At 60.5% G+C, this 14,820-nt stretch carries 6 protein-coding genes; 3 read left to right on the top strand and 3 right to left on the bottom strand.

The window, feature by feature from the left end:
* Nucleotides 1-71: 71 nt before the first annotated feature.
* Nucleotides 72-737: a polysaccharide lyase family 7 protein gene (locus AC0Z8Z_RS15380; protein ID WP_122533885.1), complete on the top strand. Its 666-nt coding sequence runs from the start codon at nucleotides 72-74 to the stop codon at nucleotides 735-737.
* Nucleotides 738-798: 61 nt separating this feature from the next.
* On the opposite strand, the gene putP is transcribed toward AC0Z8Z_RS15380, so the two are convergent.
* Complete coding sequence (gene putP / locus AC0Z8Z_RS15375) at nucleotides 799-2,283, bottom strand: sodium/proline symporter PutP (protein WP_485619673.1); 1,485 nt, start codon at nucleotides 2,281-2,283, stop codon at nucleotides 799-801.
* A 431-nt stretch (nucleotides 2,284-2,714) separates the two neighbouring features.
* Here putP and putA point away from each other — a divergent pair, with 431 nt between their 5' ends.
* Nucleotides 2,715-6,668, top strand: coding sequence for a trifunctional transcriptional regulator/proline dehydrogenase/L-glutamate gamma-semialdehyde dehydrogenase (gene putA / locus AC0Z8Z_RS15370; RefSeq protein ID WP_485619672.1), 3,954 nt, complete (start codon nucleotides 2,715-2,717; stop codon nucleotides 6,666-6,668).
* A 132-nt stretch (nucleotides 6,669-6,800) separates the two neighbouring features.
* Nucleotides 6,801-8,603, top strand: coding sequence for an acyl-CoA dehydrogenase (locus AC0Z8Z_RS15365; protein WP_485619671.1), 1,803 nt, complete (start codon nucleotides 6,801-6,803; stop codon nucleotides 8,601-8,603).
* A gap of 55 nt (nucleotides 8,604-8,658) precedes the next feature.
* Here the strand turns inward: AC0Z8Z_RS15365 and AC0Z8Z_RS15360 are convergent, their stop codons facing one another.
* Together AC0Z8Z_RS15360 and AC0Z8Z_RS15355 are read right to left on the bottom strand one after the other, a co-directional pair.
* Entirely contained in the window at nucleotides 8,659-11,805 is a 3,147-nt protein-coding gene (locus tag AC0Z8Z_RS15360; protein WP_485619670.1) for a dermonecrotic toxin domain-containing protein, read from the bottom strand.
* A 333-nt stretch (nucleotides 11,806-12,138) separates the two neighbouring features.
* On the bottom strand, nucleotides 12,139-14,730 hold the full coding sequence (locus AC0Z8Z_RS15355; RefSeq protein ID WP_485619669.1) for a dermonecrotic toxin domain-containing protein: 2,592 nt from the start codon (nucleotides 14,728-14,730) through the stop codon (nucleotides 12,139-12,141).
* Between the last annotated feature and the right edge of the window lie 90 nt (nucleotides 14,731-14,820).

Here is a 14,820-nt window from a genome sequence, read left to right as displayed (position 1 = left end):
GTATAAAAAGCGCCCCACAACCCCTTGCGCCCGCGACTTTGCTGGCAATGAGACATACCGGACGACTAGACATGATTGATTTGGGAACATGGAATCTGAGCATTCCAGTGGGCTCGCCCCCCGCCACGATCGAAACGCAGCAATTGCTAAAAGGTTACGACAGCAAGTATTTCAAGTCCGGCTCATCGAACGTCACGTTCTGGGCACCGGTCACCGGCACCAAGACCGCCAATGCGATCTATCCGCGCAGCGAATTACGTGAGACCTGGTCCAACGGCACGCTGCACAACTGGTACTACCAGGACGCCGACAATTACCTGAACGCAAAGCTTAAAGTCCTGCAGGTGCCATCCTCTGGCAGGGTCGTCATCGGGCAGATCCACGTTTACGACAGCACTCAGCCGCTCCTGAAGCTCGAATATCAGTACCTGGAAGCGACGCACATGGGCAACATCGTCGCCAAGGTCCGCTATCGCCCTAGCGATAAAAAAGCGCGTGTGATCACTGTTGCGGAAAACGTCAGCCTGAATGAGACGTTTAACTACGTCATCCACCTGAATAAGGCCGGGCTGCTCAGTGTGACCGCCCATGGCATGGGCTGGAACGACCGGATCAGCGCCACCTGGAGCAAACAGCAGCTTTACTTCAAGGCCGGGGTCTACACCCAGGACCACACTGGCTATACCAGCGAAGGCGGCAAGACCATGTTCTTCAACCTGGACGCCGACCACAACTAAGGCGGACGCGGTCGCAAGGGCCCGAGCGCTTACCTCGCCCGGGCTCTTGAGCAGGCAGCCGTTATGCTGCCCTGTATTCTTTTTCTGCAGCTGCGAAGCGCGTCAGCATGCCCGGCGTCGGGCCTTTGCCCATAGCGCTGAAGACCACGATGGCGAGACTGGCAAAGATGAAGCCGGGGATGATTTCGTACAGGCCCAGCAGTTCGAAATGCTTCCACACCACGACTGTAATCGCACCCACCAGAATCCCTGCCAATGCGCCGTTGCGGGTCATGCCTTTCCAGATCACCGAGATCAGCACCACTGGCCCAAACGCTGCGCCAAACCCGGCCCACGCATAGCTGACCAGACCCAGCACGCGGTTTTCAGGATTCGCGGCCAGGGCGATCGCAATCAGCGCCACTAACAGCACCATGGCCCGGCCGACCCACACCAACTCTGTCTGGGACGCGCTTTTGCGCAGAAAGGCCTTGTAGAAGTCTTCGGTGAGCGCACTCGAACACACCAGCAACTGGCAGCTCAGCGTGCTCATGACCGCCGCAAGAATGGCCGACAGCAGCACGCCGGCGATCCATGGATTGAACAGGATCTTGGCCAGTTCGATGAAGACGCGCTCGTGGTTTTCAGTCACTGGGCCCGCCACCTCCGGGTGCGCCGAAAAGTAGGCGATGCCGAAGAAACCCACGGCGACAGTGCCGCCCAGGCAGAGAATCATCCAGGTCATGGAAATGCGACGCGCCTTGGCGATTGACCTGACCGAGTCCGCGGCCATGAAGCGCGCCAGGATGTGCGGCTGACCAAAGTAGCCCAGGCCCCAACCCATCAGCGAAATGACGCCGATGAAGGTGGTGTTCTTGAGCATGTCGAAGTTGCTTGGGTCCTGCGCTTCGATCGCCATGAACGTGGTGTCGATGCCGCCTGTCGCCAATAGCACGATGATCGGCGTGAGGATCAGCGCGAAGATCATCAGGGTAGCTTGCACGGTGTCAGTCCAGCTGACTGCCAGGAAGCCGCCGATGAAGGTGTAGGCAATCGTCGCCGCAGCGCCTGCCCACAAGGCGGTTTCGTAGGACATGCCGAAGGTGCTCTCGAACAAACGCGCGCCAGCGACGATGCCGGATGCGCAGTAGATCGTGAAGAACACCAGAATCACGATGGCCGAAATCACCCGCAGCAAACCGCTGTGGTCTTCAAAGCGGCTGGAGAAGTAATCCGGAAGGGTAAGCGCATCGCCGTTGTGCTCGGTTTGAACCCGCAGGCGGCCGGCAACGAACAGCCAGTTCAGGTAGGCGCCGATGATCAGCCCAATGGCGATCCAGCTTTCCGATAGACCTGACATGTAGATCGCGCCCGGCAAGCCCATGAGCAGCCAGCCGCTCATGTCCGATGCACCGGCCGAAAGCGCCGTGACCACACTGCCGAGGCTGCGCCCGCCAAGGATGTAGTCCGAGAGATTATTGGTGGAGCGGTACGCCATAAGTCCTATGAGGACCATCGCGGCGATGTAGATCACGAAGGTGATCAAGGTAGGGTTGCTGACACTCATCGGTTAGGTTCCGGCGTTGTTTTTATAGGCGCGAGCAGAGCGAAGGTCTCCTGAGGTATCAGGTTCGCGGTCAAACGCTCGCGTGTGTCGCGGGCTGGCAAAAGACTTGCCGCTGCACACCGCTTGAATGCACCAAAGCGGCGCATCCTAGAGGACACTCCGGCGCAGGTGCAACCTGAAAAGGGTCATTCCGAGGCTTTTTTACAATTTAGATCAAAGTGCCATACGCCCCGTATTTGCAGGGTAGCCACGAGTTAGAGGCTCGGCCGGGCAGGCACTCGAACCGAGCAAAAAGAATCCACTACGACTCAACACAGTGCACATTGGAAACACTTCGAAAAAAGCGGTTGCACCCGGTTGCACCCTTTCGATCCCGCAGCTAATCTTGCCGCAGCTTAGCCACATGACCGTGGCTGTCATGAGGATAAGAAATGGCCACCACCACCCTCGGCGTCAAACTCGACGATCCCACCCGCGAGCGTTTGAAAACAGCTGCGCAGTCCATCGACCGGACACCCCACTGGCTGATCAAACAGGCGATCTTCAACTATCTGGAGAAGCTTGAGGGCGGTGCGACCCTGAATGAACTCAGTGGTCAGGGTGGCAAAGACGCCGATGACCAGGGTGACCTGCCCGCCGACAATGGCCATCAGGCGTTCCTTGAATTCGCCGAAAGCATCCTTCCCCAATCGGTCTTGCGCGCCGCGATCACCTCCGCCTACCGCCGTCCCGAGCCTGAAGTGGTGCCCATGCTCATCGAGCAGGCGCGCCTGCCGGCCCCGATGGCCGATGCAACCCATAAGCTCGCGGCGTCGATTGCCGAAAAACTGCGCAACCAGAAGAGCGCCGGCGGCCGCGCCGGTATCGTCCAGGGCCTGCTCCAGGAATTCTCGCTGTCATCCCAGGAAGGCGTGGCGCTGATGTGCCTGGCCGAAGCCCTGCTGCGCATCCCCGACAAAGGCACCCGCGACGCCTTGATCCGCGACAAGATCAGCACTGGCAACTGGCACCCGCATCTGGGCAACAGCCCGTCGCTGTTCGTTAACGCCGCCACGTGGGGCCTGCTGCTGACCGGCAAGCTGGTCAGCACTCACAACGAGGCCGGCCTGACCTCCTCGCTGAGCCGCATCATCGGCAAGTCCGGCGAGCCGATGATCCGCAAAGGCGTGGACATGGCCATGCGCCTGATGGGCGAGCAGTTCGTCACCGGTGAAACCATCGCCGAAGCCTTGGCCAACGCCAGCAGGTTCGAGGCGAAAGGTTTCCGTTATTCCTACGACATGCTCGGTGAAGCGGCACTGACCGAGCATGACGCGCAGAAATACCTGGCGTCCTACGAGCAGGCCATCCACTCGATTGGCAAAGCTTCCCACGGCCGTGGCATCTACGAAGGCCCGGGCATTTCCATCAAGTTGTCCGCCCTGCACCCGCGTTACAGCCGGGCGCAATACGAGCGCGTGATGGACGAGTTGTACCCGCGTTTGCTGTCGCTAACCTTACTGGCCAAGCAATACGACATCGGTCTGAACATCGACGCAGAAGAAGCCGACCGCCTGGAGCTGTCCCTGGATTTGCTCGAACGCCTGTGCTTCGAGCCGCAACTGACCGGCTGGAACGGCATCGGCTTTGTCATTCAGGCGTATCAGAAGCGCTGCCCGTACGTGATCGACTACGTGATCGACCTGGCCCGCCGCAGTCGCCATCGCCTGATGATCCGACTTGTGAAAGGTGCGTATTGGGACAGCGAAATCAAGCGCGCTCAGGTCGAGGGCCTGGAAGGCTACCCGGTTTACACGCGCAAGGTGTACACCGACGTTTCCTATGTCGCTTGTGCCCGCAAACTGCTGTCGGTGCCGGAAGTCATCTACCCGCAGTTCGCGACCCATAACGCCCACACCTTGTCGGCCATTTACCACATCGCCGGTCAGAACTATTACCCAGGTCAGTACGAATTTCAGTGCCTGCACGGCATGGGCGAGCCTTTGTATGAACAGGTCGTAGGCAAAGTCGCCGACGGCAAGCTGAATCGACCGTGCCGCGTGTACGCCCCGGTCGGCACCCATGAAACGCTGCTGGCGTATCTGGTGCGTCGACTGCTGGAAAACGGCGCCAATACCTCCTTCGTCAACCGTATTGCCGATCAATCGATTTCGATACAGGAACTGGTCGCCGATCCAGTGTCCAGCATCGAGCGCATGGCGACCCAGGAAGGCGGTTTCGGCCTGCCGCATCCGCGCATTCCATTGCCGCGCGACCTGTACGGCAGCGAGCGCGCCAACTCCGCCGGCATCGATCTGGCCAACGAACACCGTCTGGCATCGCTGTCTTCGGCCCTGCTCGCCACCGCGCATAACGACTGGAAAGCCGGGCCGATGCTGGGCAGCCCGGTGAGCGCTGGCACTGAAACGCCGGTCTTGAATCCGTCCGATCTGCGTGATGTGGTCGGCCACGTCCAGGAAGCAACCCTGGAAGACGTCGACAACGCCCTGCTCAGCGCCCTCAGCGCCGGACCGATCTGGCAAGCGACGCCGCCCGCCGAACGCGCCGCCATCCTTGAGCGCGCCGCGGACCTGATGGAAGCCGAGATACAACCGTTGATGGGCTTGCTCGCCCGCGAAGCCGGCAAGACGTTCGCCAATGCCATTGCCGAAGTGCGCGAGGCTGTGGATTTCCTGCGCTACTACGCGGTGCAGGCACGCAACGATTTCAGCAACGACGCTCACCGTCCGTTGGGCCCTGTGGTGTGCATCAGCCCGTGGAACTTCCCGCTGGCGATTTTCAGCGGTCAGGTCGCCGCAGCCTTGGCGGCCGGCAACCCGGTGCTCGCTAAACCCGCCGAACAGACCCCGCTGATTGCCGCGCAGGCCGTCCGCATTCTGCTCGAAGCCGGTATTCCCGAAGGCGTAGTGCAACTGCTGCCGGGCCGCGGTGAAACCGTCGGCGCACGATTGGTCGGCGATGATCGCGTCAAGGGCGTCATGTTCACCGGCTCCACTGAAGTCGCCCGCCTGCTGCAACGAAATGTCGCCGGCCGTCTCGATGCCCAGGGCCGGCCGATTCCGCTTATCGCTGAAACCGGTGGCCAGAACGCGATGATCGTCGACTCCTCGGCGCTCACCGAACAAGTGGTCATCGACGTGGTGTCCTCGGCGTTCGACAGCGCCGGTCAACGCTGCTCCGCGCTACGCGTGCTGTGCTTGCAGGAAGACTCTGCAGACCGCGTCATCGAGATGCTTAAAGGTGCAATGGCCGAAAGCCGCCTCGGTAACCCGGAGCGCCTGTCGGTAGACATCGGCCCGGTGATCGATCAAGAAGCCAAGGCCGGTATCGAGAAACACATTCAGGCCATGCGCGACAAAGGCCGCACTGTGTATCAGGTCGCCATTGCAGACAGCGACGAGATCAAGCGCGGCACCTACGTGATGCCGACCCTGATCGAGCTGGACAGCTTCGACGAACTGCAACGGGAAATATTCGGCCCGGTGCTGCACGTCGTGCGCTACAAGCGCCGTGAACTGGATCAACTGATCAACCAGATCAATGCCTCCGGTTATGGCCTGACGCTGGGCGTGCACACACGCATCGACGAGACCATCGCCAAGGTGATCGACAACGTCAACGCCGGCAACATGTACGTCAACCGCAACATCGTTGGCGCCGTGGTGGGTGTGCAGCCATTCGGTGGCGAAGGCTTGTCGGGCACTGGTCCGAAAGCCGGTGGCCCGCTGTACCTGTACCGTTTGTTGTCGACGCGTCCCGCCGATGCCGTGCAGAAGTCCTTTGCCGCCCGCGATGCGCAACAGGCGCCGGACACCCGGATGCAAGAGGCGATGCTCAAGCCACTGAATGCGCTCAGGGCCTGGGCAGGCAGCCAACAACTCAGCGAACTGGAAGCGCTGTGCAGTCAGTTCGCCGAGCAATCCCAAAGCGGGGTGACCCGCACGCTCATGGGCCCAACCGGGGAGCGCAACAGCTACAGCATCCTGCCGCGTGAACACGTGTTGTGCCTGGCCGAGGACGAGACGGATCTGTTGGCGCAACTGGCCGCCGTGATGGCGGTAGGCAGTACAGCGATCTTGCCGGACGGTGAGCCGGGCAAGTCGCTGCGTAACCGCCTGCCGAAGGACGTTCAGTCGCGCATCAAGCTGATCGCCGACTGGAACAAGGACGAGGTTGCCATCGACGCGGTATTGCACCACGGTGATTCCGATCAGCTGCGCGCCATCTGCGAACAGGTCGCTCAACGCAGCGGCGCTATCATCGGCGTTCACGGTCTGTCCAAAGGCGAAACCAACATTGCGTTGGAGCGCCTGGTGATTGAGCGTGCGCTGAGCGTGAATACCGCAGCAGCGGGCGGTAACGCGAGCCTCATGACAATCGGATAAGTGCAGGGGGTGCGCAGGTCATCCGACCTGCGTCCCCCCCGTTTGATCGCCCCATCACCCGCATCAATCATCCTGTTCACCCCCTCCCCGCCCACCTAGACTCGACGGCATTCCCAAGAAAGGTACGCCGCCATGTCCGAGACGCTGCTCAGTTCCCGCAATCTGGCTTTCGAGCTGTATGAAGTGCTGGACGCCGAGGCGCTGACCCAACGCGAGCGTTTTGCCGAGCACAGCCGGGAAACCTTCGATGCAGCGATCAGCACGGCGCGCAACATCGCGGAGAAATACTTCGCGCCCCACAACCGCAAAAACGACGAGAACGAGCCGCGCTACGAGAACGGCGCAGCGGTGCTGATTCCGGAAGTGAAACCCGCCGTGGACGCCTTTCTCGAGGCCGGTTTTCTCAACGCCGCCCGGGATTTCGAGGCCGGCGGCATGCAGCTGCCGACGTTGCTGTCTCAGGCTTGCTTTGCCCATTTCCAGTCCGCCAATGCCGCGACGGCGTCGTACCCATTCCTGACCATGGGCGCGGCGAATCTCATTGAAAACTTCGGCACCGAGGAGCAAAAGCAGCGCTTTCTGCAGCCAATGATCGAGGGCCGCTTCTTCGGCACCATGGCGTTGACCGAGCCCCACGCCGGCTCGTCGCTGTCGGACATCCGCACCCGCGCCGAGCCCGCCGTAGACGGCAGCTACCGTCTGCGCGGCAACAAGATCTTTATCTCAGGCGGCGATCACCCGCTCTCTGAAAACATCGTTCATCTGGTCCTCGCCAAACTGCCCGACGCGCCGGCGGGCGTGAAAGGCATTTCCCTGTTCATCGTCCCGAAGTTTCTGGTTAACGACGACGGCAGCCTCGGCGAACGTAACGACGTCATCCTCGCCGGCCTGTTTCACAAGATGGGCTGGCGCGGCACTACGTCCACGGCACTGAACTTCGGGGATAACGGCAATTGCGTCGGCTATCTCGTGGGGAAGCCGCATCAGGGCCTGAGCTGCATGTTTCAGATGATGAACGAGGCACGCATCGGCGTCGGCATGGGCGCGGTGATGCTGGGTTATGCCGGTTACCTGTACTCACTGGAATACGCCCGTGAACGCCCGCAAGGTCGACTTCCCGACAGCAAATCCCCGGATGGCGCGCCGGTGTCCATCATTCAGCACGCCGACGTCAAACGCATGCTGCTGACGCAAAAAGCCTACGTCGAGGGCTCGTTCGACCTCGGCCTGTACGCCGCTCGGCTGTTCGACGACACGCAGACGGGCGAGAGCGAGGACGTACGAAAACACGCCCACGAGCTGCTTGACCTGCTGACGCCCATCGTCAAGTCCTGGCCCTCGGAGTTTTGCCTGAAGGCCAATGAACTGGCGATCCAGATTCTCGGCGGCCATGGCTATACGCGCGATTACCCGGTGGAGCAGTACTACCGCGACAACCGCCTGAACCCGATTCATGAAGGCACCCACGGCATTCAGTCGCTGGACCTGCTGGGCCGAAAGCTGGCGCAGAACGGCGGCGCCGGACTCAAGCAACTGATTCGCCTGATCGCTGACACCTGCGAGCGGGCCCAGGCCCATGAACTGCTGACGGCATTGCGACAACCATTGGAGCAACTGGTCGCCCGCCTGCAAGCGGTGACCCTCGGCCTGCTAACCGATCTGAGCCAGGGCAAGGTCAATGCGACATTGGCAAACTCCGCGTTGTATATGAAGGCGTTCGGGCATGCGGTAATTGGCTGGCGCTGGCTGGAGCAAGCGATCCGCGCCCAAGAGGGGTTGGGGAAGGGCAACGAAGCCGATGCCGACTTCTACAAGGGCAAGTTGCAGGCCGCCCGGTACTTCCTGACATGGGAAGTACCGGGTTGCCATCATGAACTGGCGATCCTCGAGCGCCGGGATGATGCGTGCCTGTCGATGCAGAGCGAATGGTTTTAAGCTCGCTGCAGGCCGGGCCGAAACCGTAAACCACCCACCTGCGATCACGTTCGGGTCACGCCCCCGGTGCCTTCCAGGAGTTTTCGGCGCCTGGGAAGATTCTGAACCGTGAAGCGAACGGGCGATAAAACGCCTTCACCTGATTCAGGCGTTCGTAGTATTCGGACGAGTACACATTGGTATCAATCTCGAATCCGTCGTCGAGAATGTCTGCATAGTCGGGGCGGGTTTCCTTGAGCACATCCAGAAACAGCGTGGGACCGGTGACTTCCGAGATCTGCGTCATGTAGGCAGCCATCGCCGCGCTGGATTGATGCCGTGCCGACGCCAGCGCCTCCAGGTTGGCCTGCTGTGTGGCGAAGCGGGTATGAATTTCCTGCTCCATTTGCTTGAACACTGGATTGCCGGGCCGGCTCGCGAAATGACTGTTACCGGGGCCTTTGAACGACAGCGTCGGGCTTTCCAGTGTGCTGCCCACCAGTACGTCATGCGGCCCCGCCAGCAGCTCGGCGCCCGAGAAAGAGCGACCGATGACGTCGTCGCAGTCCATGTAGATACCGCCGTACTCCCTGATCAATCGGTACCTCAAGACATCCGAGGCCGCTGCGAAGTTTTCAAACTCCCCCCGGCGAAAGCAGGAAAACGCTGTCGATGTGTGCGGATCGCCCATGAACCCCTCGAAGAAAGGCTCGTCCTGCAGCCTGGAAATCGTCATGTTGGGAAAGTCGGCGAACGCCTTGTGCAGTTGCGCGTGGGGGGACAGGCCTTCCACGGCTGCCGTGTCGTCGATATCAACATGCAGCGTGAACCTGAGCTCGGGGCTCATGCGCATATTGGATTTGATCGTTTCAATGATCTTTTCGCCCGGCAGACGCCGACCCAGCCACACTTGATGAACGACTTGCTCAATGGGCTGCGGATTGGCAGGCAAGCCCGGCAAGCGTCGGAACGTGTAAAACACGTTACGCACGTCCAGCCTCAAGCTGTCCCTTACCTTGAGATAGGCTTTCTCGGTCCCTGTACGCCAGCGGCCCTTGTTGTCCAGCCAGAGAAAAGTGTCGTTGCCTGACTCCCAGCAGGCCACCTCAGCGTTGTAAATGACCTTCGTCCCTCCAGGAGCGGTGTTGGCAAAGTACCGGGGGCTCTGTTTTCCTCCCTCGTCCTCTACCCACCTCGTTTCGATGCCGTCCATGGGAATCTCGACCGTGACGGGTGGCTGGGCGCGCGTCAGCAAGATTTCATCCTTCTCGACGGGCAATACGACCTCGGGCAACTCTTCGATGAAGCTGTCGCCGCCTCGCAGACCGGGGCTCAGGTCAATGTCGGAGTAAAACCCTTTAACCCGCTTGACGTATGGCCCCTTGAGCCGCGCATCGTCAGGCGCGTAAATGCGGTACTGGCCGGCTGCCTGGACGGGCTCTACGGGATAGAGCTTTGAATGCACGCGAGCGTAATAACGGGGTTTACCGGTTCCCGGGTTGCTCACCTTATAAACCGCTCCACGTTCATCGGTCGTCCAGATGCCCGACGGATCCAGTGGCGCGTTGTATTCGAACCGGGCGAGCGACGTGCGAAGTTCCGGGCTCAGTGCTCGCAGCCCTTGCGGCTCAACCCCAAAGGCAATCGCGCTGTCGTAGCGTGCGGCATGCTGGCTTTTGATGGCTAGCCTCTGGCGCTCTTCCACGATCAGGCGCGCATCCCTTTCCTCAGGCGACTGGCTGGCGTGCTCAAGAACGTCCTGAATCCGCTGGGCATGGGCCTGTTGCTGCCCGGCGAGCGCCACAGTCCGCTCGGCCTCGGTGCGGGCGCCGGCCACGCTTGCCAGCTCATCCGCGGCTCCCGGTATTGCCTGATCCCCGATACGCGCAGCTGCGCCCAGCAAACGGCTTGCTGTCCCAGCCCCCTCGGCAAGCGCCGGTACCGCATTCAAAACGCCGAAGACAATGCGGCCCGTGCCGTTTTTCTTCTCCTCAAGTGTCCGCCCCTCTATGACCTCATCTGCCCCCAGCCCCATCAACGCCAGCGACATCGCCGCCAAAGGCACCCACAAGTAAGGCTCCACCATCGCGACTGCGCCCGTGGCGGCAATGGCATTGCTCAGGGCTTGCGCTGCCACCTCCTTATTGTGCTCGGCACGGTTGCGAATCAATTGGCGGCCATCTGCCTCAAGACGCGTCTGCAAATTGTGTTTGAAGTGCGAAAACGGCCAGGGAGAAAGAGCTGCACCAAGGTGCACCTCGCTGGAGGGGTTCCAGTAACCGGTGGCTTGGTCAAGGAAGTGCGGGTAGGCCGCCAGGCCCGCGAGGGTTTTCTGAATGCCGCTGTAAAACAGCCCGTCCGGGTCGTCCTCAAGCCTGAAGTGGCGCTGCAGTGCTTTTCGCCGACGCGCATCTTTGCATTGCAGCGCGATCCAGTCGGCAAGCGCCGGGAGGTCTGCAAATCCGTGCAGGGGCGAGGAATTGCCGGGGATGTACATCACGAGCCGATCCGTCCGCTCATCTCGCAGTACGATGATGTCAGTGGCGACGTACCGGTACAGAACCAGTTCACGGATCGTGACGTCGTGCGCAAGCGGCGCATCGGCGAAGTGCTTGAACGTCAACGCTTCCCAGGCCTGAGCAGGATCGAGGCCGAGTCCGCGCAACACCAGCGACCTGTCTTCAATGCTCAATGACCCTTCGGCCTGCTGCACATACGCAGACTTCAGCAAGGCAGCCTTGATCAAGAGATTGTAGTCAGCCCCGTGCTCGGTCCAGAAATGCGTGAGTGTGGCCTGATAGTGCGCCTGCAGATCTGCGTCCCAGACATAAGCCTTGAACGCCACAGGGTCCAGCTCCACCTGAGTGGATGCGTCGAAACGCTGGGGGCTGGTTTTGCGGTAGATGGCTTCATAAGCGAAGCAATCCCACAACTCCAGCGGCGCGGAGGAAATCTGCACCGGATAGCCGCCCTTGCGGTAATGGCGCAGCGCCGAAAGGTGATCGAGGAATTGCCCGTTACCGCTCTGCTGCCAATTGCACATGAGCGCGTCAGTCAGCGTCATGGAATACGCGATATTGGCCCTTTGGGGCGCAGCATCCTGGCCGTTGATGTACAACGTGGTGATCAGCAATTCGTCCGGATCGGTGTCTTCCAGCAAATGCTGGAACAGGAAGCCCTGTGCCTGAGCGCGCGCGTATTCTCGCGGCGATTCATAGCGCACGTGCTGCTGACCGAGCCAGTCGCTCAGCAGCGTGGCGTCAGCGTCGACTTCGTTCCCGGGCGCCGGCTCAATCAGCCATCCGCTTTCATCCCGCAGTTCCCACGGCTTTGTCCATCCATCGTTATCCCAGTCCTCGCCTCTCTGGCCATGCCAGCCCGAGACTCGCGAAATGTCGCGACTGCGCCGAAGCTCGTCAGCTCTGCGCTCCAGAGCGGTCGTATCCTTTCTGTCTTTCATAACCCGACATCCTGTCAGTGAGTGAAGCCGTAGCGTTCACCAACAGGCACGCGGGGTGGCAATAGATAATTATTGTTTACAAAATGAGCAGGCAGTTCATGGTTGTTGAGAAGGGAAAAAACGATCGACCAGCACCCGCCCGGCGCCTCCCAGTCGCGCCGCATAACCTTGGCGAGTGAAGGGCTCTGCGGTGCGCATCTCGAGCAATTTCCGACCCGAGACCGGCCCGCTTACTTCGCGCAGTTGTACTTTCATGAACCGGTAGAAGGTCCCGACCACTTGCTCGATGCTGTCGATCTGAAAATAGTGACCGGGTAGAAAAATAACCTCGGCCTCGTCCGGACTCGCGGAAAACGGCGCGATGGGTGCTCCGCTCAAGTACTGTTTTTCCGGCAGCACGAACACCACGCTGGTGTCGTCAAAGCGGATCGGCGCATTCGTGGCACTGGCGTGGGCGCCTGCCTGAGTGCTGGCGAAAGTGCGCGCCTGATAGGGGTTTTCACTGAACGAGGTGATGTCGGTGTTGACCAGCACATCGCCTACGGTCACGTCACCGGTACGGAAGAAGGCGCCCGAGGTACCACGCGCCCCACTGCCGCCGCGATACAGCGCGACGTCATTGTTGTACCCCAGCGTGCTGACGTCCTCGACGAGCTTTTGCACCAGCGCGACTTGATCGGAATACATCGCCACGCCAGTTCGCAAAAACTGGTTATACGCCTCGTCTTCGTGGGTGTAGTGCCTGATGGTAGAGCCGACGTATTCACCGTCTGCGGTCTTGAACACGCGATGTTTGGCGCCCCACTGATCAAAATGTACGTCTTCACCTTCGGAGTCGGTGGCGACCACTTCTTGCGGCTCCATGCAGAACACCTCGACCACTGCCTTTTGCCGGGCCAGCGCCGCCTCGGAATAAAGGTGCTCATCGAAGAGGTTGAGTTGCATGAAGCGATCCCAGAATGCCGATTGCACACTGGCAACGGGCGCCACGGGCGGCGGCGTGATCGTCAGAGCGTCGGCCTCCATGGGTGCACCGCCAGCAAGGCCCGGGATCGGAAGCCGTTCCCACCGGTCTTGCCCATTGAATCGAACCGGGCATCTACCATTGAACGCAAACGGGTTCTGCGGATCGACCATGACCCAGTTGCCCAAGCCTTCATCGAAGGTCAAACGACGCGGCTGCCCTTCGACGACCGCCCATGTCTCGCCATTGCTCAGCCCATATGTCCCCTGGTAGCGCCCTTGCTCCGAGACCGGCGTCAGCGATTCAAGGACAACGTTGTTGCTCATGCCCGACAAAGGATCGGTGGCCACGGGGGTCGGCATTGCATCGGCACCTGCGCTCAGCCCCTCCGAGGTTCGGGCCGTCATGGGCTCCCTGACATCAGCCCCCATGCGCGACAGCAGGGGCAGGTTCACGAACAGATAAATAGCGCTGGCGATGGCACCCAGAATACCCCGCCTGCGTTGTTCGGCGCTTTTACCGTTGACCGCCTGATCGATATTCAATCCCGTGCTGATCAGGCTCGCGCCCACCACAGCCAATGCCAGCGGCCAACCCAGCGGCGCCAGATTGCCGAATACCGACAGAAAGGCATTCAGATAGCCGAGCCAGATCTGCTTGCGAAGATCGCTGTTATCGGTCAGCAAGGTAGTGGCGTCGGAAGTCATGTCATGGCGGGCGACATCACGAAGATAGACGAACGCATCGCCCGAAATCGGCTCAGCCCCGCGATTGACGAGGCGATTGGCGCCATGGTCGTCGTGATCATTGCTCAGCAGCCGAGCCACATCGCGCTGGAATTCAGCTCGGTGCGTTTCCCAGTCACTGGCCGAATGCAGAAAACGGGCGCAGAAGGCCGCCCGAGTCCTGATGGAAAGGAACTGCGCCTTCAACCATTCGTACAGCTGGTGGTGAGTATCAAAGCAGTAGAACGGCGATTGCGCACCGCAGACATAAAGGATCTGACGCTCGCTCTGATCGACGATACGCAGAATGTCCCGAGCCTTGAGGCCGCCCAGTTCCAGATGAAACACTGACGCGGCCGACGTCGCAGGCATTGGCCCACGCAGTTGGGCGAGGGTTACAGGTCCCGGCCCGCTCGCCAGCACGCTGCGCAGCATCCCGAAATCCGTTGCCGACAGATGGTTTCCGCTCAGGGCTTCTCCAGCAGAGGCCAGGTATCGAACTTTGGCCAGCACACAGAAGTTGTCGCTGTGCTGCGCCCAGAACCTGTCCATCTGGCGCCGGTAGCCGGCACTGAAATCGAGGGTCCAGAAATCGTTGAGCACCTCTGCCGGAAGCATGCGTACTTCATTGCGCTCGTCATAAAAGCCATGCTGCGGGCCGTCGGTGTAGAAACCGCCATACACCGCGAGCTCGTCGGGGGCTTGCTGCTCGCTTGCATTGAAACGACGAATCACGAGTTCGGTCATTGTCATGGACGTCACCGTAGCGCCCGCGTGCTGCCATCCGGTAAAGGACCGAGAACTGCTGCTGGCGCTGGAGAACCGATGCCAATACACATGATCGGGGTCCAGGTGTTTACCCGTGTGCCTGAAAATGATGCTCTGGGCGGCGGACCTCGCCAGCGCATTGAGATCGGGGTAATCGGTGACGTAACGGCTCGCCATTTTTTTGAGCTGACGTTCGTCCGATTCGGGTGATAGGTGGGCTTGTGCGTTCATGGTGATCACTTCTACTGAAATAGAATTCAGAAGTGATCAGAGTTCGCAGCGCTGGCTGGCATAAATATGTATTGCTGCTGTCATCCGGGA

The organism is Pseudomonas sp. 1L-C-7-B-C1 (assembly GCF_057291635.1).
The sequence above is the reverse complement of the archived record's forward strand: the minus strand, read 5'-3'. Positions and strand labels throughout refer to the sequence as shown.

Bases quoted from the DNA above. Each gene is read 5' to 3' on its own strand.
- AC0Z8Z_RS15365 (WP_485619671.1), top strand. From the start codon at position 6,801: ATGTCCGAGACGCTGCTCAGTTCCCGCAATCTGGCTTTCGAGCTGTAT.
- AC0Z8Z_RS15355 (WP_485619669.1), bottom strand. From the start codon at position 14,730: ATGAACGCACAAGCCCACCTATCACCCGAATCGGACGAACGTCAGCTC.
- AC0Z8Z_RS15380 (WP_122533885.1), top strand. From the start codon at position 72: ATGATTGATTTGGGAACATGGAATCTGAGCATTCCAGTGGGCTCGCCC.
- putP (WP_485619673.1), bottom strand. From the start codon at position 2,283: ATGAGTGTCAGCAACCCTACCTTGATCACCTTCGTGATCTACATCGCC.
- putA (WP_485619672.1), top strand. From the start codon at position 2,715: ATGGCCACCACCACCCTCGGCGTCAAACTCGACGATCCCACCCGCGAG.